Raw genomic sequence first — 25,583 nt, 5'->3', positions numbered from 1 at the left:
ACTTGGGTGACCAAGTATGCTGCTTTTCTTTTATAGAAAGTGAAATAATTGAAAGTGAAATATTAGAGGGATGAAATTTCATTATATAACCTTCTATACTGCACCCATGCAAAAATTGAGAAGTTGAAGTTGAAGTTGAAGTTGAAGTTGAAGTTGAAGTTGAAGTTGAAGTTGAAGTTGAAGTTGAAGTTGAAGTTGAAGTTGAAGTTGAAGTTGGTCCTATCCTTGCACAAAAAACCAGCACATTCTCTAGATGAGAAAGCACTGGCTCTTTAAATAGGCATATATAGTCATGAATTAAGATGTCGGCATAACAAGCCCATATCTCTGTTGTCTAAGGTTAGCTGAGTTTGTTACCGGCAATGGTCTGACCGTTCCAAGCTTCATAGATTTTCACGACTGCAGAAAGATCCTCATCCCCATATCCTTGCGTCTGTCCCGCTTGGAATAAGCTCTTGGCAAGATTGAGCATTGGAGAGGGAATCGAAGCGGCATCGGTTAATGTAGAAGCTAGCTTCAGATCTTTGAGCATTAGCGCTAGGGAGAACTGATTCGTGAAGTCATGATCGATAATCTTTTGCCCCTTCATATCAACGGCCTTACTCCCAGCCGAACCGAGCTGAATGAGTTCGAAGAAAGCTTCAGGAGGTAGACCAGACTTGGAAGCAATCGCAAATCCCTCAGCAACCGCAAGGTTATTAATGCCTACCATGGTGTTATGCGCAAGCTTGGCTACAGAACCTGTCCCATTCTCGCCCATATGAATGACCTTTTTGCCTAGTGTATCAAAAATATCCTGTACTGATTCCAGAATCTCTCCGGGTCCACCCACCATGAATACCAATGTACCCGCAATGGCTGCTGGGGAGCTGCCAGTAACGGGGGCATCTAGGAAAGAAGCTCCAAGTGCTTCAATTCGCTCTGCCAGTTGCTTGGAGAGAGACGGAGAGATCGTACTGCTGTCTATGACAACCGCACCCTTGCGCAGACCCGCAAGAAGCCCGTTCTCGCCTTCATATACGTCCGCGATGGAGGTATCATCACTAACCATGGTGAATATAACCTCGGCTTTCTCTGCCACCGCAAGAGGGCTTTGAGTTGCTACGGCACCTTCTTTTACAGATGCATTCATTTTGGAGGGAGTACGATTATATACAGATACAGAATATCCTTTTTTCAAAAGGTTAGATACCATGGGAGCACCCATTGTTCCTAGACCTATAAATCCTATTTTTTGCATACGATCACCTTCGATTCCTTGTTATATCTTACAGGTCCATTTTACCACGCCCAATGCCGCAGGAGTAGATTGTTACCCTTGTCTTGAGGTGTAATATACAGTATTCTAGGTTTAAGTTGTTCCAAGGATAGGCAGTATAACCCATATACACATACAGGGGAGGCAATTATTGTGTCAAAAAAAATAACATTCGACTACTCAAAAGCTCTTGGTTTTATCGGACAGCATGAGATTGACTACTTGGCAGAGCCCGTAAGAGTAGCTCATGAGCAATTGCATAACGGCACAGGTGCCGGTTCAGATTATTTAGGCTGGATCGACCTTCCCACAGCATATGACAAAGAAGAGTTCGCACGGATCAAGAAAGCTGCTGCGAAAATTCAAAGCGATTCCGAAGTACTCATCGTCATTGGAATTGGGGGATCTTACCTCGGTGCACGTGCAGCAATTGAAGCTTTGTCTCATTCGTTTTACAACGTGCTTTCTTCAGACAAACGCAAAACACCGCAAATTCTATTTGCAGGCAACAACATCAGCTCAACTTATGTCACACATTTGCTTGATCTGATTGAGGGTAAGGACTTCTCCATCAATGTCATCTCCAAATCAGGTACAACTACAGAACCTGCGATTGCATTCCGTATTTTCCGTGCAGAGCTGGAGAAGAAATATGGCAAGGAAGAAGCACGTAAGCGGATCTATGCGACTACTGACCGTGAACAAGGAGCACTCAAGAAGCTTTCTAATGAAGAAGGATATGAGACGTTTGTTATTCCTGATGATGTAGGTGGACGGTATTCCATTTTGACAGCAGTAGGTCTCTTGCCTATAGCAGCAGCAGGCATTCAAGTGGAAGACATTCTTCAAGGAGCGGCAGATGCTTCAAAAGAATTCAGTAATCCTAACCTTGCTGAGAATGCAAGTTACCAATATGCAGCTGTACGTAATGCCCTTTACCGTAAAGGGAAAGCAACAGAAATTCTCGTCAATTACGAACCTTCCCTGCATTTTGTCTCAGAGTGGTGGAAACAGCTTTATGGAGAAAGTGAAGGTAAGGACTACAAAGGTATCTTCCCAGCAGCAGTAGACTTTTCTACTGATCTTCACTCCATGGGTCAATTCATTCAAGAGGGTAATCGTAACATCTTCGAGACGGTTATTCAGGTAGCTAACGTCGATCACCATATCTCGATTGCTTCGGACCCAGACGACTTAGATGGACTGAACTTCCTAACGGGCAAAACGTTAGACTTCGTAAATAAAAAGGCATTCCAAGGTACACTGCTTGCTCATACCGATGGACAAGTCCCTAACCTCGTGGTGAATGTTCCAGACTTCTCCCCATACTCCTTTGGTTATCTCGTATATTTCTTCGAGAAAGCATGTGGAATTAGTGGCTACTTGCTGGGCGTGAATCCATTCGATCAACCAGGCGTTGAAGCTTACAAGAAAAATATGTTTGCTTTGTTAGGTAAACCAGGCTATGAAGAAGAGAAAGCGAAGCTTGAAGCTAGACTTACAGAAGAATAGGATGCCCTAAGAGATTTTAGGCTAACTATAGATCTAATGATGTGCAGATGTAGATAGAATTCCTTGATATAAAAGCCGTATGCATCAAGAGCAGTCCGATCTCCGAGAACGGGCTGCTCTTGGTACATCATTCTTTACGTCCGAAAGGTTGAATTATGTTAGACATGTATAAGACCGTGAGAGAAACCGGTCAACAAGAAATCGTCATCAAGAAATCAAGGTTCATCGGTCATGTTAAACCCGTAGTAACAGAACAGGAAGCCATCACCTTTATTGAGGATATAAAGAAACAGCACTGGAATGCAACTCATAATTGCTCTGCTTATATGATTGGTGAGCGAGATGAAATCCAGAAGCAGTCCGATGATGGTGAACCTAGCGGAACCGCTGGGAAGCCGATCCTTGAAGTAATCAGACACCAAGGCTTGAAGAATGTTGCCATAGTAGTGACCCGTTATTTTGGGGGAATTATGCTGGGAGCTGGAGGATTGATACGTGCCTATACGGATGGTGCAGTAGCTGCAATTGAAGCAGGAGGCGCAATCACGAAGGTGCTCCACCGTGAGGTACTCGTTGATGTCGATTATACTTGGCTAGGCAAAATTGAGAACGAACTGCGGAATCGTGAGATCCGAACAGGTCCATCTAGATTTACGGACAGAGTAATCGTCTTATGCCTACCCATCGAGAGCGAAGCGGAGTCTTTCATAGCTTGGATGACTGATATTACCCAAGGGCAATCCACGATAACAGAAGGTGAGAGGGTTTACTTTATCGAAGGGGAATAAATGATGGCGCGTAGAGCTGTGGAGCAGGAGTTGTCGAGGGAAAGGATCATGGATGCGGCAAGACATTTATTTATCACCAAGGGATACCGGGCGATCTCCATGCGAAGTATCGGTCAACATCTGGGATATAGTCATGGTTCCTTATATTATCATTTTAAGGAAAAAGCAGAACTTTTTTATGCCATTGTCGTACAAGATTTTAATCACGTAGATTTGCTGTTCAGGCAAGTTCTGTGCAGTCCGATGATCGAAGGATTAACGAAGGTAGAGCAGTTGATGCTGGAATTCATCAAATTTGGATTAGATCATCCTCACCAGTATGAAATTATGTTCATGCTTCGCGATGAAGAAATACTTGCTTACTGTCGTACAGAACAGGGCAGATGCTTCGATCTATTCGCTTCTATTGTGAAGAAATATTTGAAGGAAGAGGGCCACGCCTTAGCGGGACATACCTCAGTTCCCTTAAGTATGTTTTTGGGCCTGCATGGATTTATCTCTTACTACATCCAAGATCGTCTCAGCTTTGAAGAAATCGACCAGGCTGCCATTGCTCACGTTAAAATGTTAAATCACAGTATTTGATCCTTCACGTCCCATGACGTATATATTTTTATTAAGTTGCTTTAGTGAATTACATTAGTGTTGCTGTACCTCTTCAAAACGTTAAATTAGTAAATAAGCCTCGGCTCTTTATAGAGTCGGGGCTTATTGTTAACCTTCTATACATTTTAAAAAGAATTCCCGTTGTCTCGGCCCATCGAACTCGCAGAAATAAATGCCCTGCCAGCGTCCCAACTGCAATTCTCCTTGATGAATAATAACGGTCTGTGATGGACCCGAAGTTATAGATTTTAGATGCGAAGCGGTATTGCCCTCAGCATGCTGATATTGTGGATGTTGCCAAGGATAGACTTCATCAAGCCTCATTAGAACATCGTGTTTGACATCGGGATCGGCATTCTCATTAATGGCAATGCCCGCGGTAGTGTGAGGACAATAAATGACAGCAAGCCCTTCCTGGATACCGGTCTGTTTGACTGCATTTCGGATATCTCTGGTGATTTCTCTCATTTCATCTCGTTGGCTGGTATAGATCTGAAAGTTCTGGAACATGAATGCACCTACTTTCTTAAATATGTTGGACAAAGTCTAGATGCTCGGCTATTTTATTCTACTGTCTTATATTGAAAAAAAAGAAGCCATGGGCTTCTAGGTCGGCGGCAAGTTTAGGTTCTTTTACTTATATAACTGTGGTTGGTATGGTAATTGAACGAAGCTCTGAAAGTTTCTGCTACTTCATTAAAGGTAGTGTGGCACCTACTGCAAAGTCTTCCATGCCTTATGGACGAAGTACAGGATTCACAAGGATAGGTGAGTTGCTTATAACTTGTAGAGAGTTTGCCTTCTTTGATCCAAGTATATAATAAGCTCTTGGGAATAGAGGTCACTTGACTAAGTTCTTCCGTATGGGTAGAAGGATGTCTCCATAAGTAATCTAAACAGCGCTGGAGCGAATTATCCATAGATTGGCTGCAGGTTGTACATAAGTTTCTGAAATTCTTTTGATATACCGACCCGCAACTAGGACAATTGTCTACTTTTAGTTCCATTATCATCATTCCTTGTCGGGAGTATAGGTAAATAGTTCTAGTTATATTGTACTGTATGCATCATGGTGTATCAATAGATTTAGATTAGGGACCATCGGCAATTATGAATTGGGAGAGACAAAATAGCAGGGATGAATCTTCTTTTATCCATTACACCATTTCTGTAATTTTAAACATGAGCTTCCAATTGACGGTGCTTACTGTTGTTTGGTAAAGTAATACATAACTAAAAGCCGAGTAAACTCATGAGATTTGAATGTATGAACCTTCATCATGGAGGTCTCATCTGTTACATAGAACAGGAACTTGCGGCGAAGTGATGAAGGGACGTGTTGGAAATGCATGTAGAAGTCAACCATTTGGATAAGCATTTCGGTACATTTCATGCAGTAAAGGATGTCAGTTTCAGCATAAAAAAAGGCCAATTAATTGGCCTGCTTGGACCTAGTGGTGGAGGGAAAACATCGATTCTTCGAATGCTAGCTGGACTGGAGTCACCAGATTATGGAGATATTCTTTTTCATGGAAAGAAAGTAAATCACCTCTCCCCACAGGAACGCGGAATCGGATTCGTGTTCCAGAGTTATGCACTCTTCAAACATATGACCGTATACGAGAATATAGCCTTCGGACTTAAAGTTAAGAAAGTAAATAAGTCTTTTATTCAGAGCCGTGTCATGGAATTGGTAGAGTTAACCGGACTTAGCGGGTTCGAACAGCGTTATCCCCATCAATTGTCGGGAGGCCAACGTCAGCGTGTAGCTTTTGCCAGAGCTTTAGCCCCTGAACCACAGCTATTACTTCTGGATGAACCGTTTGCAGCCATTGATGCGAAGATCCGTCAGGAGTTGCGTTCATGGCTTCGTGAATTAATAGAACGGGTTGGGATTACGTCGATTTTCGTTACACATGATCAAGATGAGGCTATTGAAGTAGCGGATGAGATTATGATTATTAGTCAAGGTCAATTAGAACAAAAGGGCACACCGTGGAATATCTACCAGCAGCCTGCGACTCCGTTTGTAGCTAAATTCATTGGTGAGTCTACGCTGGTAGACGATGCTTCTCAGCTTAAAGGTTTTGATGAAGCAGCGCTGCCGGGAACCAAAGCACTGATACGTCCGGAATATATTGAAATAGGTAGCGAACATGATTTTAGAATCTTGTCGGCTACAGATAAAGGGATCATCAAACATCTGCATTTCCGCGGAAATCAGTGGTTGGTCGAGGTGGAAGTAGGTGGGCATCATTTGGTCACCTATCATTCCTTGGAGAAAGATAATCTGGAAGTAGGGCAAGAAGTGAGAGTGCTGGTACACCGAGCATATCTATATAACTATGAAGAGAATTGGGTAGCTGAGAATCGTTTTAAAAAAGACCCGCTTACTGTTATCATTTAAAATTTGCAAACGATAGACAAACGATAGACGTAAGATTGACATAAGATCAAAAAATCTTCTATAGATAAACAATAGAGGTAAGATCGACATAAGATCCAAAAATCCAAAACCCCTTCTATTTTGACTAGAAGGGGTTTTTTAGATGAGACAAGTCATTGAAGTAAAATCGTATAATGCTCATTTAAGCATAATTAATAGTTAAACCGTGCCTTAAACTAAATTACTTGGCTTTAAGTACAAATTCTTCAATCACTTGTTTGACGCCATCCTCGTTATTGCTTGCCGTAATATAGTCTGCTAGTTCTTTTAGGGGTTGGATCGCATTGCCCATCGCTACGCCAAGGCCCGCAACTTCAAGCATCTCATGATCATTCCATGAGTCTCCAATCGCAATTGTCTCAGACAAGTCACAACCGAAATGATCCGCCAAGAAGGTAAGTGCAGCGCCTTTAGTCCCTTCTTTGTGCATGAACTCCAAAAAGTTAGGTTTGGATTTCGTGATATGCACACCATCCCCTAGCAGTTCCTTAAAGACAGGAATCAGCTCATCGAGATAAGCAGGCTCATCAATAATTAACATTTTGGGAGTGGGCTGTGCAATCAATTTCTCGAAGTCGGGTTCGATATGGTATTGCGTATTATTTAAGCCGGCATAGTCTTTAAGCTTTTGATTTTCTTCGCGGGCATATAGTTTGTCATCAATGTAGGTCTGTAAGTGCAGGTCATGTTCGATACAATATTGAAATAACTTGCGGGCAGCATCGATGGGCATATAGCGCTCATAGAGAACCTTTTCATCGAGTAAGTTTTTTACAAGCGCACCTTGATACGTAATGATCGGTACGTTCAGTCCTGTCTGACGAGCAATTTTGTTCGCAGAAGCATAGGCGCGTCCTGTAGCTAGCGTAACGACTACACCTGCTTTAACTGCATCTTCTAACGCTTGCTGCGTAGCTGGGGTAACTTCTTTATGGTCATTAATCAAGGTGTCATCAATATCAATCGCAATCAATTTATACATATCTGGTATCTCTCCTTTAATTAGAGCGCTGAAGGTTCAGGCTCTTTGTCTATAATAGGGGGTGTTCTCCATTCTGCAATAATCATACCTGTTAAGATACATACACATCCTGCTAATGCGATCCAGCCAAGCTGCTCCCCGGCGAACAGCATTCCCGTAAGAGCTGCAAATACAGGCTCCATAGCAAAAATGACAGCTACTCGATTCGGGGTAGTATACTGCTGGCAGACCATTTGAATCCAAAAGGCAAAGGCGCTGGTAGGGCCTATAGAAATGATTAGAGCTAAGGCTACTTCGGGACGCATCAGGGTCTGAGCAAAGCCTGTCCAAGATCCATTCGTCTCGGTACCCAACGAAGTAAGCAAACTAAGTATTCCCGTCACGGCAAGCTGAATCGCAGCCAAAAGTAATGCAGGATAACGGGGAGCGAAGCGGCCACTAAATGCTACATGTAAAGCGAAAGCTATGGCACAGAATAATACCATCACATCTCCGCGGTTCAGATTCATGCTTCCGCCTGAGAATGTTAGAAGATATAGTCCAGCCGCGGCAAGTAAAGCACTGGTACAAGTCATCCAAGATATCTTTTGACGAAGAAGCATCAAGGATAAGAAGGGCACTATGATGACGGATAGTCCTGTAATGAAACCTGCGTTGGATGTGGTGGTATACAATAGACCTACCGTCTGAAACCCATAGCCAAGAAAAAGAAATAGGCCAAGCAGGCTTCCGTGTACTAGCATACGAACCGAAAAGCTAGACCACATCTGACGATAAAATATCGTGATGATGAGTCCGAGCAATGCTGCAGCTCCAATAAAGCGAACGGCATTGAACATGAACGGCGGTAAGGCATGAATGGCATGTTGAATCATAATAAATGTACATCCCCACATCAGGGCCACGAGAAGCAGGCTAAGATCTGCGATTTGGGAGCGTGTGAAATTCATAGACTTATCAGGTTATTCTTCAAGGAAGACAAGCCCGATGAAATCTTCCGGGTCTAATTTCCCGAAATAGTGGGGGATGTCAATGGCTTGCATGGCATGACGCACTTCGGATTCCTCGTAGCGAAGACCACGTAGCGCATGTTCAATATCTGTTACGTCTCCAACGCCAAAGAAGTCACCATAAATCTTAATGTTCTCGATGTGTCCATCTTTGATATCCATCCGAAGATCTATAATGCCTACAGGGAACTTCTTCGTATGCTTTACATTGCTTTCTGGTGAGAGTCCATAATTCCAATCCCAATTCTGATAGCGTTCCTTGGAAAGTTCATGAATTTTGGTCCAGTCCTGTTCCTGAAGCACATACATGGGAACTTGATCGGCTTCCATGCCAAAAATATGACGTAGTAAATCAGCTCTGAATTCCTCAATCGTCATTTTTGTGTCAAGAAAATCTATGATGTTCGCTACCCGGCTGCGTACAGACTTCGTACTCTTCGATTTGAATTTCTCTGGATTGGCATGAAGGGAAGCTTGTACATCATCTAAATTCAGGTTGAACATCAAGGTGCCATGGCTGAACATCCGGCCACGTGTGGAGAACTGAGCATTCCCTGAAATTTTTTGTTCCCCGATTTGGAGATCGTTACGGCCCGATAATTCGGCATGTACACCTAGTTGATGGAGAGCCTCCACAACCGGCTGGGTGAACTTACGGAAATTATGAAAGGACTGTCCATCATCCTTTGTTATGAAACTGAAGTTCAGATTCCCATGGTCATGATACACCGCTCCTCCACCAGAAAGACGTCGGACGACTTGTACTCCATGTTCTTTAATATATTCAGCATTAATTTCTTCGATCGTGTTCTGATGCTTGCCAATAATGACGGAAGGTGCATTGATATAGAACAGCAAATAGGTCTCATCTGCTGGAAGGTATCTCAGAACATACTCTTCAATGGCTAGATTGATAGCCGGATCGGTAATCCCTTGGTTGTCGATGAACAGCATGAGTATCTTTCCTCCATATCTCTAAATAGGCGGCTAATGGTTAGAGCCATACCTCATCATTGTAAACCAAATTTGCCGGGAAACCAAAGAATTAGGGACCAAGTTGACGCAAAAAGTACGATCAGTTCATAATGAGACACATAGAGGGTCTAGCGACCATATGAAATTAAAGTGGGGTGCCAAAATGCTTGAGATTTATGGGCATGGGGGAGACATACATAGTGCGGGACAGCGATATGGAAGAAGAGCTGAGGAATTCATAGATTTTAGTGCCAATATTAATCCGCTGGGCATGCCGCCTGGCTTAATGATGTATTTAACAGAAGTGTTACCCTCGGTCATGCAGTACCCAGATCCGGGGCATCGCAACCTTAAGAACAGGCTAGCTTCTCTGCTTCATGTAGAAGAAGAGATGATTCTGGTTGGAAATGGCGCAGCGGAAGTGATGTCACTCATCTTGCTCGCCCTATCTCCAAAGGTTGTGGGCGTGATAGAACCTTGTTTCTCCGAATACGCTACCTTGTCGCGGCAAGTGGGTTCAGACGTTATGTGTGTGATTACTGATGAGGAACGGGGATTCAGGGCTACAGATGAGGATCTAGAGCACCTAGCCAGAGCATCCGATTTGATTTTTTTAGGTCAGCCTAACAACCCAAATGGCATACAATACACCATGAATCAGTTGAATACCTATGCAGAATACGCAGAGCGTTATGGAACTTGGTTAGTCATCGATGAGGCCTTTATCGATTTCGTTCCTTTGGATCAACGTCACAGTCTACTAAGCGAGTTAGATCGTTATCCCCATCTAATCGTGGTGAGATCTATGACGAAATTTTATGCGATTCCAGGTCTTCGTCTAGGTTATGCGGTAGCGAATGCTCAGATTATTCAAGCTATCGCGGAGAAGCAGGTTACTTGGAGTGTGAATCAGCTTGCTCTGTTGGCAGGTGAATATTGTGTGCGTAGTGGCACAGCATTTGAGGAGGCAACGATCTCTTTTGTTCAACGGGAGAGAAGTCGGCTAAAAGATGGGTTGCAGCAACTGGGCTGTTATGCATGGGCAGGAGAGGCTAATTTTTTGTTAGTTCGTATGCCTGATGAATGGACTGCAGAAAGGGTACAGGAAGCGCTAGGAAGACGAGGTATTCTTATTCGTAGTTGCGCGATGTATCCAGGGCTGACTTCACGAGATATCCGGGTTGCAGTACGAACAGAGTCAGAGAATCTTCTGTTACTTCAAGAACTTTCTACCTTGTTAGGAGGTGAGCGGGAATGACGACACCATTTCTAGGTATAGAGGATCAAGAAAATATGGAATACCCTTCTAAGGTGTATGCAAATCTGGTAATCTTTCGCAAAGAACGGCATATTCTGATGCGCTTTCCTGAGGAAGTCGAAGGATTAGGAAGTTCTGTCTATGGCGGAGGGATGCAGCCTCTACAAGCTGTAGTGAATATATACGTAGATCGATTTTATCATTGTGCTGACCCCGTGAGGGATATTGAAGCTAGTCTCTCTGAATGGGGTTATGCGCGAAAAGGAACGGCGGGATTGTTGACCGCAGTCCAGCTTCAGCATACAGCAGTGGCGGAAGAGCAGGACGGCGCTGCTGCGGTGGTGGTCTGCGCGACGGCAGGTATCTCTAATGGTGCACGCGCCGGTGTGCAGCGGACCACGTTCCCGGCAGATTATGTGCCGGGAACGATCAACCTGATGATCGCGGTGGACGGCCGGATGACTCCGGCCGCTATGGTAAATGCGATCATTACAGCTACAGAGGCGAAGGCGGCTGCCCTCGCCGATCTGCATGTGCCCGATGCCGAGAATGGGCTTACGGCCACGGGCACGACCACGGACGCCGTAGTTATCGGCGTCAGTCAGAACCCTGCGTACGAGGTGCTTCACCCGTACGCAGGCACGGCGTCAGACCTAGGCGGCCGCATTGGCCGCTTGGTCTACGCCGCCGTCACCGAAGCGCTCACTGCCGCCGGAGTCCGGCGGTGAGCGCTTGGTGGGTGTTGCCGGTCGCCTACGGCGTCGACCGGCTGCTCGGCGATCCGCGCAGGCTTCCTCATCCCGTGGTCGGGATGGGGAAGGCCATCTCGCGGATCGAGGCGGCCATTCGCCGCCTGGTTCCCCCGCACCGCTTCAAGCTCGCGGGCGTAGTGCTGCCGCTGCTCGTGGCGGGCGGTGCCTTCGCCTTAAGCTTGGGACTGATCCGCCTACTTGCGCAGATCAGTCCCTGGCTTGCCGCCGCAGCGGAGGTATGGCTGATCTGGACCACGATCGCCGCCAAAGGACTGAAGGATGCCGGGATGGAGGTCTTCCGGCATCTCAAGAACCAGGACCTTCCCGCAGCGCGAAGGTCCTTAAGTATGATCGTGGGCCGAGATACGGCCCACCTAGACACGCCGAACGTGGTCCGCGGCGCAGTGGAGACCATAGCAGAGAACATTGTAGATGGAGTGATATCGCCACTTTTTTATGCTCTACTTGGGGGGGCGCCACTGGCTATGGCCTATAGAGCTATCAATACATTGGACTCAATGGTGGGTTATAAGAATGAGAAATATATCGATCTTGGATGGGCTTCAGCTCGTCTAGACGATGTAGCTAACTACGTTCCCGCAAGATTAACGGGCCTGCTCTTAATAGCGGCTGCCAAGTGTACTTCTGGCCTAAGTGCCAAGGGTGCACTGCATTCTATGAAGCGAGATGCACGGGCCCATCCCAGTCCCAATAGTGGGTTTCCAGAATCCGCAGTCGCGGGCGCATTGGGAATTCAGCTCGGAGGAGAGAACGTCTATCACGGCGTAAGCTCGTTCCGGGCATATATGGGGGAACGCACGCGTGAGCTGGAGCCTGCGGACATTCCCACGACAGCAGCCTTGCTAATATGGGTATCGAACGCAGCCGTTTTAATAGGAACTTTGTTTCTACTATTATGGTTTCTAATAGGCGTGTTGTAGTTGACAGAAACAGTGGTATCCTTGCTTTATACATAGTAATGTGAGAGGCGGATAAGAATGGAATCAGAAGCACAATTCGAGATAGAGTGGCATCTAGTACGACATGGCCGAACACAGTGGAATGTAGAAAGACGTTATCTAGGTCATATGGACATCCCTCTTTTAGATGGGGGGCATGCAGGGTTGGAATCACTACGAGAGGAGCTCGCTTCTACAAAATTTCCTATCGTTCAATGCAGTGATCTACAGCGTTGCCGAATGACCTTAGAGCGTGTGAGACCCGATCTTAAGAATATTGCGACCTTTGATGAACGCTTACGTGAAATGGACTTTGGAGATTGGGAGGGGTTTACGTACGAGGAACTAAAGGATATTCCCCGCTATCGACAATGGATTGATCATCCTGCAGACCACACTCCACCTCAAGGGGAATCGTGGACTCAATTAGAGAGGAGAGTGCTGTCGGTTTTAGAAGAGATCGTGACTAGACTGAAGATAGAAGATGCCCCGCCGGAAGGTGAGGCTTTTCAAGTGCTCATCGTCACCCATGGAGGCGTGATCCGGTTGTTACGGACAGTGTTAATTCCAGGTGCACACTTCAAGGATGCGATGGTGGACAACGGAAGTGTGCTTCGCATTCGCACTTCTCATTCCAGAGCACACTTGGGTTTTTGTTGAAAAAAAGTCCTATTGCGTTATTGTACCGCAGGGAAATATCCCCTATAATCCAGTAGAGTAGATTCACTTCGATATGCGAATGAAGTATTCAATCCGTTAGGTCCTGCAGAAGTAAGCTGTAGGTGAATAGGGAAGCCGGTGCAACTCCGGCACGGTCCCGCCACTGTAACCGAGGACAAGCTCACGATATGCCACTGTACTTTTGTAGGTATGGGAAGGCGAGCCTTGTCTTAACTCGGAAGTCAGGAGACCTGCCTAACGGAACACAGCGGTCCTCCGAGGAAGGGGCAACGTTCTGCCGGGATAACCTTTGTTCTGATGAGCCATCCTTTCAGGGAAGCTGCATATTGGAACATAAATTTCGTAGACGTCGACCTAATCCATAATGGATCAGGTCTTTTCTTTTTGGGGTAACAGGTAAGCTTCGCATGGGTTTAGGAATCTATTAAGGACTACAATTGTAGACAAGGGAGAGAATAAAATGAAGACATGGAACAAAATTTGGGCAACAGGGCTCTTAGCCTTAACGCTTGCATTGACTGCAGGTTGTGGTTCAACAGCTACACCAACAAAGAGTACAGAACCTGCAAAGCAGGAGACACCGGTAGTTCAGGATTCAGCGAAGACGACGTATCCTTTGACTTTAACCGATGCAACAGGTGAAAGCGTAACGTTTGACAAAGCACCAGCCAAAATTATTTCTCTTGCGCCGTCGGAGACAGAATCTTTGTTCGCCATTGGTCTGGATCAAGAAATTGTAGGCGTTACGGAATATGACGATTACCCAGCGGCTGCGAAGTCCAAACCCAAAATGTCAGGCATGAAAGTCAACATGGAATCCATTGTCGCAGCGCAGCCCGATGTGGTGTTTGTAGCGGCACTTACGGACGCAGAGACGATTAAAAATCTTCGTGCACAGAAGATCAAAGTATACCAGTTCAATCCGAAGACCTTAGATGATGTAACTAAAGATATTGAAGTGTACGGTCAAATCACCGATCATCAAGCTCAGGCCAAAAAAGTAACAGACAAAATGGCTGCGGATCGCTTACAAGTCAAAGAAGCGGTGAAATCTTTAACGCCTGAACAGAAGAAAAAAGTCTATATCGAGTTCTCCCCCGGTTGGACGGTCGGTAAAGGTGAATTTATGGATGAGATGATTACAGAAGCTGGCGGTGTGAACGTAGCTTCAGATATCAAAGGATGGGCTGCCATCAATGAAGAGAACATTATTAAGTCCAATCCCGATGTAATCTTATACGCGAAGAGTGTAGTGAATGACAAGAATGAGACGATTGCTGATATTATCAAAGCACGCAGTGGATGGAATCAAATCAAGGCCATTAAGGACAACCGCATTGTAGCTTTGGATGATAACTTGCTTAGTCGTCCAGGTCCCCGCGTAACAGAAGGTCTTTTAGAAGTAGCTAAAGCTATTTATCCGGATCTAGTAAAATGAGCAAAAAGCTAGCGGGATACGGTCTATTGTGCTCTATCATACTGCTTCTGACACTGCTCATCTGTGTTGGGACAGGACCTGTCTCGCTGCCCATCGGGCAAATTGCCCGAATTCTACTGCGTCAAATTCCTATACTGGGACAGGGGATTTCAATAGACTGGTCGCCTTCTTCGGAACAAATTGTCTTGAATGTTAGACTTCCCCGCATTGTACTGGGCATGCTGGTAGGGGCATCGTTAGCCCTGGCGGGCGCGGCTTTTCAAGGTGTGCTTCGCAATCCCTTGGCAGATCCTTTTACACTAGGCGTATCTTCTGGTTCTTCTCTTGGCGCAGCAGTCCTGATTTTTTTTGGATGGCAGTATTCCTTAATCGGTGCCTTGACGCTGCCAGCCGTCGCCTTCTTTAGTGGCGTAATTACGTTATGGATTGTCTTGTGGCTGGCGAAGGAGAAGGGGAAGATCCCCACGGAAAGTCTGATCCTTTCGGGGGTAGTGATGCAGTCTTTTTTGGGAGCGGTAGTGGCTTTCCTAACGGCGATGTCGAAGAAGACGATTAATGAAATATTGTACTGGACTCTAGGAAGTCTCAGTCTACGTGGATGGTCCTATACGGCCATCCTTTTCCCGTATGTGATTGTGGGACTCGTTGTATTATGGAGTTATGCAAGAAGATTGAATCTACTTGCGCTTGGAGAGAGAGAAGCTTCTCACTCCGGACTGGATGTGGAGCGGACGAAATTCATCGTCTTAGTTGTAGCTACACTGCTTACCGCTACAGCCGTATCCGTATCGGGGGTTATTGGCTTCGTAGGACTGGTTGTGCCCCATATGATTCGGATGGTGACGGGCCCTGATTATCGATTGATTGTGCCTTTATCTGCAATCTGTGGAGGAATTTTTATGATGTGGAGTGATCTCGCTGCGCGGATGGTTTTGGCTCCTACTGAGATTCCTTTAGGTATTATTACTGCATTTCTTGGTGCACCGTTCTTTGCTTACTTACTCTGCCGAAATAAGAAACAACGAATGGGCGTGAATTCATGAATAAGCCTCCGATCTCTCCTTCGAGCGCGATTCAGCTTTCTCATCTTAACAAAGTGTACGGGACACAAAAAGTACTTTGTGATCTAAATATTCATATTCAATCTGGAGAGTTCGTAGGTATTATCGGACCTAATGGCAGCGGAAAAACGACCCTGCTTCATCTCATTTCCGGGGCTGTGACGCCCTCAGAGGGTGAAGTTCATATTATGGAACAGCCCCTAAGTTCATACTCTCGCAAAGCGTTATCTCAGCAGTTGGCTGTGCTTCAGCAAGACGGTATTCCTGCTATTTCCTTCCCTGTTCATGAGGTGATTCGCATGGGACGTTATCCTTTTCTAGATTGGCTAGGACGGGATCGATATGCCGAGGTGGAGGAGCTCATCACTTTAATTATGGATAGGTTAGAGCTTCATGCCTTAGCAGAAAGACCTGTAAGTGAGCTTAGTGGGGGGCAGCGTCAGAGGGTAGCGCTTGGAAAAGTCATGGCGCAGCAACCTGCTGTGCTCTTGTTGGATGAACCTACTACATATTTGGATATACGCTACCAGATTCAATTCATGGAACTTGTGTCGAGGTGGCAGCAGGAAGAGGGTCTAACTGTTATTGCAGTAATGCATGACTTAAATCTAGCTTCTCTTTTCTGTAGTAGACTACTGGTACTTCATGAACAAAATATAGTTGCTGATGGCAGTCCTCACGATATACTTACGGAAGAGATGGTTGAACGAGTATTTGGTGTACAAGCTTCGGCTACACCTCATCCAGATTCCGGTGTACCACAAATTCTTTTGAAACGTAAGGAGGAAGGAAAGTAATGTCTCAACAAATACTGCAGCATCTATCATCTATCCCCCCCTTGGATACTGAGGCTTCAGCTCTAGCTGCCCAGCGGTTAGATAACTTGACTAAGCCACCAGGAAGTCTAGGAAGATTAGAAGAATTATTCATACGTCTAGCAGGCATTACAGGTCACCCTTTACCTTCTTTTAACAAGCGTACGGTTATCGTTATGGCCGCTGACCATGGCGTATGTGAAGAAGGGATCAGTGCGTTTCCTTCTGAGGTTACCCGTCAAATGGTGCTCAATTTCTTAAGCGGGGGAGCGGCTGTGAACGTGTTGGCTAGACAGGCGGATGCTGATGTGCGCTGTGTTGATATAGGTATAGCTGGGGACAGCATGGAACATCCACACTTGATAGGTCGCAATATCCGTCAGGGCACAGCGAATATGCTTAAAGGACCAGCGATGCTTCGAGAAGAAGCTGAACAAGCTATTCAAATAGGTCATGATGTTGTTCGTGACGCTGTAGCTGAGGGGTATGGGCTGTTCATTACGGGAGAGATGGGCATAGGAAATACTACTGCAAGCTCGGCGATGATGAGTGCATTAACCGGTATTACGCCACTTGAGAGTGTGGGGCGTGGCACGGGTCTGAATGATGAACGCGTGCGCCACAAAGCCGTGGTTGTACAGCGCTCCATCGAACTGAATCACCCTGATGCGACCGATCCCATCGATGTATTAGCTAAAGTAGGCGGCCTTGAAATTGCAGGCTTGGTGGGTGTTATTCTAGGTGCAGCGATGCATCGCTGCCCTGTCATCATCGATGGATTTATATCGTCAGCGGCAGCTCTAGTTGCACAGCGCCTTGCTCCGCAGGTACTAGACTATATGATTGCTTCGCATGTATCTAAGGAACAGGGACATGCTCTGCTCCTGAAAGAGATAGGACTTGACCCCATGCTGGATTTGCATATGCGCTTAGGCGAAGGAACCGGCGGAGTCCTGGCGCTGCACCTTATCGATGCGGCTAGTCATCTTGCATCGGAGATGGCTACATTTGAGAGTGCAGGCATCTCAGGTGAGCATACCTTATGATTGTTATGGTTACGGGCGGAGCGCGAAGCGGAAAAAGTACATTTGCCGAGAAGTGGTGTATGAAGCATGCTTCCTCAGCTATCTATATTGCAACAGCTCAAGCGTTTGACGAAGAAATGAAGGAACGGATTCAGCGCCATCAGGATCAGAGAAATGCGGAGCACTATCAGTGGACTACCGTGGAAGAACCTCTGGCTCTACCTGATGTTCTAGCTCGTCTATCAGCTTCAACTACACCCTCTACCCCCGAGGCACCGACTGTGCTTATTGATTGTCTGACGCTTTGGCTAACCAATGTTCTGTTAACCGCAGGGGAGAGTGAGGATTCCCTTTCACTTGTAGAGAAGAAGATCGATCATTTCCTTCAAGCTTCTAAGGAGTACCCAGGTAGGCTCATTATGGTTACCAATGAAGTGGGAAGCGGGATTGTGCCAGAATATCGATTGGGCCGTGTATATCGGGATTTAGCGGGCATCTTGAATCGAAGGGTTGCCGAATATGCTGAAGAAGTGTATCTTGTCACTGCTGGAATTCCTATCGAGCTCAAAAGTCGAGCTTACCGATGATGAAGCGCGGAGATCCGTTGCGGGCTGCGTTTCAATTTCTTTCTCGGTTTCCCGTGCATGCTGAACTAGATTATAATGCAGATCTTCAGCAAAAAAGCACTCGTTACTATCCAGTTGTTGGCGCGTGCATCGGCATTGTTCTTTGCGTGATAGCGCTTCTTGCATCGTGGTCATTACCGACTATGCCTGCATCAGTTATCATCTTGATAGCTTGGATCTATATCACGGGGGGACTTCATTTGGATGGGTGGATGGATACCGCAGATGGACTACTCAGTTATCGCTCTAGAGAACGCATGCTAGAAATTATGAAGGACAGCCGTGTGGGTGCTATGGGCGTCATAGCTTGTGTACTCTTATTATTATTCAAATTCACATTAATTGCCTCTTTAATGGGTACGACAATTTTAGGTCCTGCCTTAATCCTAGCTCCGGTCTGGAGTCGAGGATTCATGGTCTACGCCATTCGTAAATGGCCAAGAGCCCGAAAGGGAGAGGGGTTAGCTGCACAGTTCAATGGATTGCCCCTTGCTGAGGTGTGGTATACCACAATCTACAGTATACTTGTGTCCTTTTCAGGTCTTATATTGTTGTCGGTATTTGGTTGTTCTGGGACGTTCTCACTTATAACATTCGTACTTCCCTTGATTCTTACCCCCTTAGTAGCGTACAGTGTGGGCTCTTGGGCAGCAGATTATATGCATCGAAGATTAGGTGGGCTCACGGGAGATAACTACGGGGCTCTAAATGAGGGGCTTGAAGTGGTAATCCTTATGGTTCTACTCATCATTCATGGAATAACTAACTGAACAACGCACAAAAAAGGCATAGAATGGGGCAACCAAGGTTGTCCTTATTCTATGCCTTTTTGTTTTTTTTTTATTTCACATAGTCATTCATGTCATAACTCGTTAAAACTTGAACGTACTAACAAGTTCTTGCAGAGCTTTAGCATCCTTATGAAGTTCTTGAAGGGTTTGAGACCAGAGCTGAATTTCATCATTTTGTTGACTGGCATTACTCGCAATATTCTCTACGTTCTGAAGTGACTTGGCGGTAATGCTAGCGGCTTCTTCTACAGAGGCACTGACTTCTTCGGTACTGGCTGATACTTGCTGCGTAGAAGCCGATACCGATTGAACCGTGGCATTCACCTGCTGAATCATATTTGCTAAGTTCGTAAAAGCAATACCCGCTGCCTTTACTTTATCCGCCCCGATCTGCACTTCTTCACTGACGCGGTTCATAGCCAAGACTGAACCAGTGGAGTCTTGTTGAATAGATTGCAAATGAACGGAGATATCTTCAGCCGAAATTCTTGACTGTTCAGATAACTGGCGCACCTCCTGAGCTACAACCGCGAATCCTTTACCATGTTCTCCTGCCCGCGCAGCCTCAATAGATGCATTCAAGGCAAGAATTTGAATTTGTTTGATAATAGCAAAGATGGTACTAACCGCTTGTGCGATCGATTCGGTGCTCGACTTCATCTGTTGGATATGATGTAGTGATTCTCCAACAACCTGTTCAATGTTATGCATCTGAGATACTGCACCTTGAGCTAACTGATTCCCTGTACCCGCTTCACCTGAAGCTTGACCCACATGTTCGGTTACTTCGGCGGAGGAGGAAGCAATATGCTGGATACCTTGACTGATTTCTTCCATTGCCCGGGCATTCTCCGCAGAAGCGGAAGCCATCGTAATACTTCCTTGTTCAATTTGTTGAACAGCGGCTGTTGATGTTTTGATCATTTGACCTACATTCTTCGCACTATATAATAGCTGATCGGATTCTTTGACCACACCATGCGAGGTATGTGTGACTTTGGTGAGGATCAACTTTAATTTATCAATCATAGATACGAAGCTTGCAGCGAGAGCGGCGACTTCGTCATTACCCTTGAATTGTATGTGGTGACTGAAATCTCCCTCCGCCATACGTTCCGTAAGAGAGGCCAGTTCCTTAATTGGACGAATTATTTTTTTACTAAAGAGATATGCAATACTCATCCCAACAATAATGACCAGTAAGGTGATTCCCATACAAATCCAGAAGATTTGCTGTTCTTTATCTACAACGAAAGTAGCATCCATATTCATGGCTAAAACGATGGAACTTCCGGGAATGGATACATAGGCCGTCTTATAAGATTTTCCTTTTTCAGAGTAGACATTACTTAGTTGTTGTTTGCTGGTAGCTTGAGCCTCTTTTAATGCGGGTTGGAGGTCAATGGATTCTCCGGCTTTTAAAGACGATGTCTCACTTGATGCAAAGAGTGTAGCTTTCTGCTTAGATGCATCGACGAGCGCTAAGTAGGCGCTATCTAGATGGTTATCTTTCACCATTTGAGAGAGATAAGATTCTACCGAAAATTGAGCGTTTGTCTTTCCACTAGCTAGTTGCAAGGTCTGACTGGAATCCAGATTTTTATATGTATCTTTGGCACTACTTTCTAAAACGCGATCGAACTGGGGAAATACATTATCTTGAATAATTCCCATCGCTACATTATAGAAACTTAGACTAAAAAGCAGGGAAGATATCACGATAATCAGGGTGAACATGGACATGAATTTACGTGTTAATGACATTTTGATCCTTAGCATAGGAAGCTCCTTCTGGTAATTACCTTATGTAGTGTACAAGCTAATTTTTCTAAACCTTTGTGCCTAAGTGCTCATGGACTATTCTATAGGAAATCATTCCTAATTGAAAAGAGATTTATGAAAATAATTACATATGAAAAAGGATGGCATAATCTGATTTGCTGTGGTAGAGTGGATATTGCTTTTGCCCGGGCTTCGGGCTGCCGCGGTTCGTAACCATCCCGCGTAAACAAAACTAGGAAGGAAGCAGATAGATGTTTAATTTTGGTTGGGGCGTCGTGTTCGTTCTAGTGAATTTCGCGTTCTTTTTACTATGTTACAAGTTTTTTGGCAAGAAGGGGTTATATGCTTGGATTGGAGTGGCTACGGTTATTGCTAACATTCAAGTCGTCAAGACGATAGATATGTTCGGCATTGTCATGACTCTAGGAAATACGATGTATGTCAGCTTGTATCTTACAAGCGATCTCTTGAATGAGAAGTACGGACGTGAGGAAGCACGTAAAGCGGTCTGGTTCGGTTTTTTCACCTTAATTATGACCACGATTATGATGCAAATGGTTCTCTTCTTCACCCCGGATCAGAACGATATCGCACAACCTTCTATGGAGACGATATTCGGACTGCTTCCACAACTGGCAGCAGGTAGTTTAACTGCGTATTTTGTCAGTCAGTTCCTGGATGTAAGACTCTATGCATGGATACGTAAATTTTTCCCGGCTCGCAATCAATTATGGATTCGGAACAATGGAAGTACGATGATTAGTTCTTTTGTGGACACGCTGATCTTTTGTTCCATAGCCTTCTATGGACTGCATAGTTGGAGTGATTGGTTAGAGATTCTGTTCACAACCTATATTATTAAGTTTGTTCTCACAGCTGTGGGCACACCATTCCTGTATATTGCAAGAAATTTCAAACATCCAGATGATGAGATCCCTTCCTCTAGCTGAATGTAAATTTCAGAAGAGTCATCTTTGTACCAGAGCAGTTCTTTAATAAATATAGAGCAGTGCTTCAATAAACTTAGAGCATTGCTTTAATAAAAGACGAGAGGCCAGTGGAATGTATCTTCCAACTGGCCTCTTGTGTATTACACACTCTATGAAGGTTCTCTTATAAGTTTTAAGACCCCAGAATGGTTAATTGTTTGGGATAGGAAGTCAGTACTTCTACGCCCTCTGTTGTAACCAGAATATCGTCTTCAATCCGCACACCACCTACGCCAGGCACGTAAATTCCAGGTTCGACAGTAAAGACATTCCCCGCTTCTAGTTTCTCATGATTAAGACTGTGAATAGAAGGGTACTCATGGACATCGATCCCTAGACCATGTCCTAGGCGATGCATGAATTGTGGTCCGTATCCAGCTTCTTCAATTAAATTTCTTGCAGCTAGATCAATGGAAGCGAAAGTCGCGCCAGGTCGAATAGCTTGAATAGCTTGTTCATTTGCCTGAAGAACCGTATTGTAGATACGCGTTTGTTCTTCTGTAATTCCGCCATAAGCGAATGTTCTTGTGATATCGGAGGCATAGCCACCGGCATACACGCCAATATCGAACATAACCATATCCCCTGTACGTAACACGCGAGAGCCGGGAACTCCGTGAGGAAGGGCTGTTTTCTCCCCAAATAACACCATGGAATCAAAGGAAGGACCATCTGCCCCAAGCTTGCGCATTTGGTATTCTACTTCCGCTACAAGCTCGTTCTCTGTAACCCCGGCTGTCACCTTGGGTAGAGTTTCATGAAGGACTTGTTCAATTAATGAGATGGCATGTCTCATTTTTACAATTTCTTCTGGGGATTTCCGCACACGCATATGTTGAAGCCAAGGACCTATATCTTGATATTTTGAAATACCAAGCTGGTCTTGTAATGCTTCAAAACGAGTTACTGTAACATAGTCCTTTTCCAAACCTAAAGTACCGATGGACCCTGCCAACGCCCCACTTAGAATCTGAAAAGGATTATCTGTATCGCTATGTGAGTATATGCGTTCCATACCCGTTGCCGCACGTGCAGCTTCTTCATCCAGTGCGGGTACAATGAGCAGAGGCTCTTCACCTAAAGGTACAACAAGTCCGAGGAAACGTTCATGAGGATCGCTCAAGAATCCTGTCAAATAATACACATGCTTTGGGTCGGTAATCAGGAGCGTATGTACTCCGTTGTCTTTCATATGCTGCTGTAATACATTCCATTTTGCTGTCATTTCTGCATACATCCTTCCTATGTGTATATTAATTATGGTCTAAAATTGATAATAATACAAAAAAACGACACCTTAGCATAGGTGCCGTCTTGTCGTCTGTCTTAGTGCGCAGCTTTCTTGTGTCTCGCTTTGTATATAATAGAGGCTACCAAGGATGCTGGCCAGAAGCCACCTTGTTGATTGTAGTGCAATTGCTCTTCTTCAAAAGTCATCTTCTCATAGTAAGTATTCTGTTCAGAACCCGTCTTGTGACGCTGACCTCTTAGTTGACTAATATAGCCGTATTGAACTCGAACCATAATAGCAAAGACTAAGACCAGAGAAGCAGCAGCAAGTATACCGAGTGTATAATTCATAACATATCCCCCTAAGGTAATGTCCAGTTTGCACCTTCATTATACCTCGAATGGGAAAATAATACAAAATATGATTGCTTTATGAAGCGGATAGAATACTATTCTTAACTTCCCGAATTTGTTCCATATGTCGCTCTTCATGAATCCCTACGAAATCTTCCCATTGCGTCAGATCCATCATGCCAAATACAGGATGCAGAAAGGATAAATGCTTAAGCTTTTCTTGATCTTGACCTGCTAAGGAAGCGATAAGCGCTTCTCTAGATTGAGCTAATTCAGATTTTAGGTGTTCCATAGTTAGACGATCTTCAGACGGTACTAGATTCGGAGGAGCATCAACGTGACGCGTACGATCTAGTGTGAGCTTGTAAGGTTTCAGATCTGTAGGAGCATCGACATCGTTCTTAATCGTCACCCCGATCTGATGAGCAATCGTCCGCTCCATAAGATAGAGATGGTCCATCACTTGAGCGATGCTCCATTTATCAGGGGCAGGTTTCTGGTTAATTTGGTCTTCATTAAGGTCTTGTACAAGTTCAAATATTTGATTTCTAATCAGAGTATTGTGATTCATAAGGGCCTCCTCATAAACATATAATGTACTCGCTGATTATATCAGTATTTATATATAAGCACAAAATGTTTGAAATAAACTTAAATTCGAATATAATAAAAAATGTATTCAAATTTGAATAGGTAGAGGTGTGTTAGATTCATGATAAACAGCAATGCGAAAAACATGAAGTTCATTGTCGCGGGGCTACTGCTCGGCATCTTGATGTCAGCAATGGATAATACCATTGTTACGACGGCTATGGGCACCATAGTGAACAAGTTAGGAGGACTCGACCAGTTCGTGTGGGTTACTTCTGCATATATGGTTACAGTAATGGCAGGTACACCGATTTTCGGCAAGTTATCTGATATGTATGGACGCAAAAGGTTCTTTATTTTTGGCCTGATCATTTTCTTGTTGGGCTCAATTCTGTGCGGAACAGCCCAATCGATTACACAGTTGAGCATTTACCGGGCCATTCAAGGTATTGGTGGCGGGGCGCTTATGCCGATTGCATTCACGATCATTTTCGATATTTTCCCAGCGGAGAAGAGAGGGAAAGCTACCGGATTATTTGGAGCCGTATTTGGGATGTCCAGCATTTTTGGTCCACTGCTTGGTGCGTTCATTACGGAGTCGTTCGGATGGAACTGGGTGTTCTATATTAATATTCCTTTAGGCATTGTAGCTCTGATCTTAATCAGTGTGTTCTACAAAGAGTCTTTAAGTCATGCGAAGCAAAAAATTGACTGGGGCGGCGCAGCTACATTAGTTGGAGCGGTAATCTGCCTCATGTTCGCGTTAGAACTCGGAGGTAAGAAGTATGCATGGGATTCAACTACGATACTGACATTGTTCGCAGGTTTTACAATTCTTTTCGTCCTCTTCTTGATGATTGAGCGCAAAGTCTCCGAGCCTATTATTTCTTTTGAAATGTTCCGTACGAGATTGTTTGCGACAAGTAACCTCGTTGCGCTAATGTACGGATCTGTATTTATCGTAGCCACCGTATATATTCCTATTTTCGTTCAGGGTGTATATGGGGGTTCTGCCACGAACTCTGGACTCATCCTCATGCCGATGATGATAGGTTCCGTAGTAGGCTCTCAAACGGGTGGATTCCTTACGACGAAAACTTCGTTCAGGAATATCATGATGATTTCAGTAAGTTCCTTATTGTTAGGCATCGTACTACTGAGCTCAATGACACAAGACACGCCGAAAAGCTTACTAACCTTGTATAGCATATTTACTGGCTTTGGCGTAGGATTCTCTTTCTCCGTGCTGAGTATGGCGGCCATCCACCATTTTGACTATCGCAAACGGGGAGCGGCGACGTCCACGAACTCATTCCTACGTTCACTGGGGATGACCCTTGGAATTACGATCTTCGGTATCATTCAGCGGAATACGTTCTCAGATCAGATTAAGCAATCTTTTGGTAATTCATCAGAGGGCGGCCCTACATTCAGCAATCCTCAGCAAGCCCTCGATCCAGAGAATCGCAAATTAATTCCAGAACCTGTACTGCAAAAGATTACCGCTGCGTTATCTACTTCTATTGCACATTCCTTTATGTGGGCTCTAATTCCTGTAGCCTTTGCGGTCATATTCGTCTTCCTTATGCCTAAAGATCGCTTAAAGCTGCACGCGAAGAAATCAAGCACACCTGTAGAACCTTCTCAGGGATAA

Annotated in this window: 26 protein-coding genes and 2 riboswitches; of the genes, 16 read left to right on the top strand and 10 right to left on the bottom strand. The window is 44.9% G+C overall.

Annotation, left to right across the window (positions count from 1 at the left end):
* Positions 1 to 340 precede the first annotated feature (340 nt).
* Positions 341 to 1,240 (bottom strand): NAD(P)-dependent oxidoreductase, encoded by a 900-nt coding sequence (locus tag J2Z69_RS07685; protein WP_209860842.1) that lies wholly within the window; start codon positions 1,238 to 1,240, stop codon positions 341 to 343.
* A gap of 171 nt (positions 1,241 to 1,411) precedes the next feature.
* Between J2Z69_RS07685 and J2Z69_RS07680 the strand changes: the two genes are divergently transcribed.
* The 3 genes from J2Z69_RS07680 to J2Z69_RS07670 all read left to right on the top strand — a co-directional run bounded on the left by J2Z69_RS07680 (position 1,412) and on the right by J2Z69_RS07670 (position 4,143).
* Positions 1,412 to 2,770, top strand: a complete 1,359-nt coding sequence (locus tag J2Z69_RS07680) for a glucose-6-phosphate isomerase (protein ID WP_209860839.1) — start codon at positions 1,412 to 1,414, stop codon at positions 2,768 to 2,770.
* Positions 2,771 to 2,925: 155 nt separating this feature from the next.
* The gene (locus J2Z69_RS07675) at positions 2,926 to 3,558 is read left to right on the top strand and encodes a YigZ family protein (RefSeq protein ID WP_209860837.1); all 633 of its coding nucleotides are present in this window, start codon (positions 2,926 to 2,928) and stop codon (positions 3,556 to 3,558) included.
* Between the two features lie 3 nt (positions 3,559 to 3,561).
* The gene (locus J2Z69_RS07670) at positions 3,562 to 4,143 is read left to right on the top strand and encodes a TetR/AcrR family transcriptional regulator (RefSeq protein WP_209860835.1); all 582 of its coding nucleotides are present in this window, start codon (positions 3,562 to 3,564) and stop codon (positions 4,141 to 4,143) included.
* 129 nt (positions 4,144 to 4,272) lie between these two features.
* On the opposite strand, the gene J2Z69_RS07665 is transcribed toward J2Z69_RS07670, so the two are convergent.
* Together J2Z69_RS07665 and J2Z69_RS07660 are read right to left on the bottom strand one after the other, a co-directional pair.
* Complete coding sequence (locus J2Z69_RS07665) at positions 4,273 to 4,674, bottom strand: secondary thiamine-phosphate synthase enzyme YjbQ (protein WP_209860833.1); 402 nt, start codon at positions 4,672 to 4,674, stop codon at positions 4,273 to 4,275.
* Between the two features lie 694 nt (positions 4,675 to 5,368).
* Entirely contained in the window at positions 5,369 to 5,515 is a 147-nt protein-coding gene (locus J2Z69_RS07660; protein WP_209860831.1) for a hypothetical protein, read from the bottom strand.
* Here J2Z69_RS07660 and J2Z69_RS07655 point away from each other — a divergent pair.
* Positions 5,510 to 6,571 carry a sulfate/molybdate ABC transporter ATP-binding protein gene (locus J2Z69_RS07655; protein ID WP_209860829.1) on the top strand — a complete coding sequence of 354 codons (1,062 nt, stop codon included), beginning with the start codon at positions 5,510 to 5,512 and terminating at the stop codon, positions 6,569 to 6,571. The genes J2Z69_RS07660 and J2Z69_RS07655 overlap by 6 nt on opposite strands.
* 220 nt (positions 6,572 to 6,791) lie before the next feature.
* Here the strand turns inward: J2Z69_RS07655 and J2Z69_RS07650 are convergent, their stop codons facing one another.
* The 3 genes from J2Z69_RS07650 to lplA are packed head-to-tail and all read right to left on the bottom strand — an operon-like array spanning position 6,792 to position 9,556.
* Positions 6,792 to 7,592, bottom strand: a complete 801-nt coding sequence (locus J2Z69_RS07650; protein ID WP_209860827.1) for a Cof-type HAD-IIB family hydrolase — start codon at positions 7,590 to 7,592, stop codon at positions 6,792 to 6,794.
* A 20-nt stretch (positions 7,593 to 7,612) separates the two neighbouring features.
* Positions 7,613 to 8,542, bottom strand: coding sequence for a DMT family transporter (locus J2Z69_RS07645; RefSeq protein WP_209860825.1), 930 nt, complete (start codon positions 8,540 to 8,542; stop codon positions 7,613 to 7,615).
* A gap of 12 nt (positions 8,543 to 8,554) precedes the next feature.
* On the bottom strand, positions 8,555 to 9,556 hold the full coding sequence (lplA, locus tag J2Z69_RS07640; protein ID WP_209860822.1) for a lipoate--protein ligase: 1,002 nt from the start codon (positions 9,554 to 9,556) through the stop codon (positions 8,555 to 8,557).
* Positions 9,557 to 9,740: 184 nt separating this feature from the next.
* Here lplA and cobD point away from each other — a divergent pair, with 184 nt between their 5' ends.
* From cobD to cobS, 10 genes are all read left to right on the top strand, one after another.
* A complete protein-coding gene (gene cobD / locus J2Z69_RS07635) occupies positions 9,741 to 10,835 on the top strand; it encodes a threonine-phosphate decarboxylase CobD (protein ID WP_209861421.1) in 1,095 nt (364 codons plus the stop codon).
* Positions 10,832 to 11,563, top strand: a complete 732-nt coding sequence (locus J2Z69_RS07630) for an adenosylcobinamide amidohydrolase (protein WP_209860820.1) — start codon at positions 10,832 to 10,834, stop codon at positions 11,561 to 11,563. Before cobD ends, J2Z69_RS07630 begins: the two co-directional genes overlap by 4 nt.
* Complete coding sequence (cbiB, locus tag J2Z69_RS07625; protein ID WP_209860818.1) at positions 11,560 to 12,528, top strand: adenosylcobinamide-phosphate synthase CbiB; 969 nt, start codon at positions 11,560 to 11,562, stop codon at positions 12,526 to 12,528. The genes J2Z69_RS07630 and cbiB overlap by 4 nt, the downstream gene beginning before the upstream one ends.
* A 57-nt stretch (positions 12,529 to 12,585) precedes the next feature.
* On the top strand, positions 12,586 to 13,206 hold the full coding sequence (locus J2Z69_RS07620; RefSeq protein ID WP_209860817.1) for a histidine phosphatase family protein: 621 nt from the start codon (positions 12,586 to 12,588) through the stop codon (positions 13,204 to 13,206).
* 81 nt (positions 13,207 to 13,287) lie between these two features.
* Positions 13,288 to 13,479: riboswitch (cobalamin riboswitch) on the top strand.
* Positions 13,480 to 13,687: 208 nt separating this feature from the next.
* Complete coding sequence (locus tag J2Z69_RS07615) at positions 13,688 to 14,665, top strand: ABC transporter substrate-binding protein (protein WP_209860816.1); 978 nt, start codon at positions 13,688 to 13,690, stop codon at positions 14,663 to 14,665.
* The gene (locus tag J2Z69_RS07610; protein WP_209860815.1) at positions 14,662 to 15,708 is read left to right on the top strand and encodes a FecCD family ABC transporter permease; all 1,047 of its coding nucleotides are present in this window, start codon (positions 14,662 to 14,664) and stop codon (positions 15,706 to 15,708) included. Before J2Z69_RS07615 ends, J2Z69_RS07610 begins: the two co-directional genes overlap by 4 nt.
* The gene (locus J2Z69_RS07605) at positions 15,705 to 16,523 is read left to right on the top strand and encodes an ABC transporter ATP-binding protein (RefSeq protein ID WP_209860814.1); all 819 of its coding nucleotides are present in this window, start codon (positions 15,705 to 15,707) and stop codon (positions 16,521 to 16,523) included. Before J2Z69_RS07610 ends, J2Z69_RS07605 begins: the two co-directional genes overlap by 4 nt.
* Complete coding sequence (gene cobT / locus J2Z69_RS07600) at positions 16,523 to 17,587, top strand: nicotinate-nucleotide--dimethylbenzimidazole phosphoribosyltransferase (RefSeq protein ID WP_209860813.1); 1,065 nt, start codon at positions 16,523 to 16,525, stop codon at positions 17,585 to 17,587. The genes J2Z69_RS07605 and cobT overlap by 1 nt, the downstream gene beginning before the upstream one ends.
* Positions 17,584 to 18,153 (top strand): bifunctional adenosylcobinamide kinase/adenosylcobinamide-phosphate guanylyltransferase, encoded by a 570-nt coding sequence (cobU, locus tag J2Z69_RS07595; protein ID WP_209860812.1) that lies wholly within the window; start codon positions 17,584 to 17,586, stop codon positions 18,151 to 18,153. The genes cobT and cobU overlap by 4 nt, the downstream gene beginning before the upstream one ends.
* Positions 18,150 to 18,962 carry an adenosylcobinamide-GDP ribazoletransferase gene (cobS, locus tag J2Z69_RS07590; protein ID WP_209860811.1) on the top strand — a complete coding sequence of 271 codons (813 nt, stop codon included), beginning with the start codon at positions 18,150 to 18,152 and terminating at the stop codon, positions 18,960 to 18,962. Before cobU ends, cobS begins: the two co-directional genes overlap by 4 nt.
* A 102-nt stretch (positions 18,963 to 19,064) precedes the next feature.
* Here the strand turns inward: cobS and J2Z69_RS07585 are convergent, their stop codons facing one another.
* On the bottom strand, positions 19,065 to 20,762 hold the full coding sequence (locus tag J2Z69_RS07585; protein ID WP_209860810.1) for a methyl-accepting chemotaxis protein: 1,698 nt from the start codon (positions 20,760 to 20,762) through the stop codon (positions 19,065 to 19,067).
* 199 nt (positions 20,763 to 20,961) lie between these two features.
* Positions 20,962 to 21,007, top strand: a riboswitch (PreQ1 riboswitch).
* A gap of 9 nt (positions 21,008 to 21,016) precedes the next feature.
* Here J2Z69_RS07585 and J2Z69_RS07580 point away from each other — a divergent pair.
* Positions 21,017 to 21,715 carry a queuosine precursor transporter gene (locus J2Z69_RS07580; protein WP_209860808.1) on the top strand — a complete coding sequence of 233 codons (699 nt, stop codon included), beginning with the start codon at positions 21,017 to 21,019 and terminating at the stop codon, positions 21,713 to 21,715.
* A 172-nt stretch (positions 21,716 to 21,887) separates the two neighbouring features.
* On the opposite strand, the gene J2Z69_RS07575 is transcribed toward J2Z69_RS07580, so the two are convergent.
* The 3 genes from J2Z69_RS07575 to J2Z69_RS07565 form a co-directional block, all read right to left on the bottom strand.
* On the bottom strand, positions 21,888 to 22,979 hold the full coding sequence (locus J2Z69_RS07575; RefSeq protein WP_209860806.1) for a M24 family metallopeptidase: 1,092 nt from the start codon (positions 22,977 to 22,979) through the stop codon (positions 21,888 to 21,890).
* A 101-nt stretch (positions 22,980 to 23,080) separates the two neighbouring features.
* Positions 23,081 to 23,335 carry a DUF3949 domain-containing protein gene (locus tag J2Z69_RS07570; RefSeq protein WP_209860804.1) on the bottom strand — a complete coding sequence of 85 codons (255 nt, stop codon included), beginning with the start codon at positions 23,333 to 23,335 and terminating at the stop codon, positions 23,081 to 23,083.
* A gap of 79 nt (positions 23,336 to 23,414) precedes the next feature.
* Positions 23,415 to 23,909, bottom strand: a complete 495-nt coding sequence (locus tag J2Z69_RS07565; protein ID WP_209860802.1) for a DinB family protein — start codon at positions 23,907 to 23,909, stop codon at positions 23,415 to 23,417.
* A 141-nt stretch (positions 23,910 to 24,050) separates the two neighbouring features.
* On the opposite strand from J2Z69_RS07565, the gene J2Z69_RS07560 reads away from it, so the two are divergent.
* The gene (locus tag J2Z69_RS07560) at positions 24,051 to 25,583 is read left to right on the top strand and encodes an MDR family MFS transporter (protein ID WP_209860801.1); all 1,533 of its coding nucleotides are present in this window, start codon (positions 24,051 to 24,053) and stop codon (positions 25,581 to 25,583) included.

The organism is Paenibacillus shirakamiensis (assembly GCF_017874255.1).
In the GTDB taxonomy this organism is placed as follows: domain Bacteria; phylum Bacillota; class Bacilli; order Paenibacillales; family Paenibacillaceae; genus Fontibacillus; species Fontibacillus shirakamiensis.
Note: the sequence above shows the minus strand (reverse complement) of the source record. Positions and strands in the feature narration are given on the sequence as shown.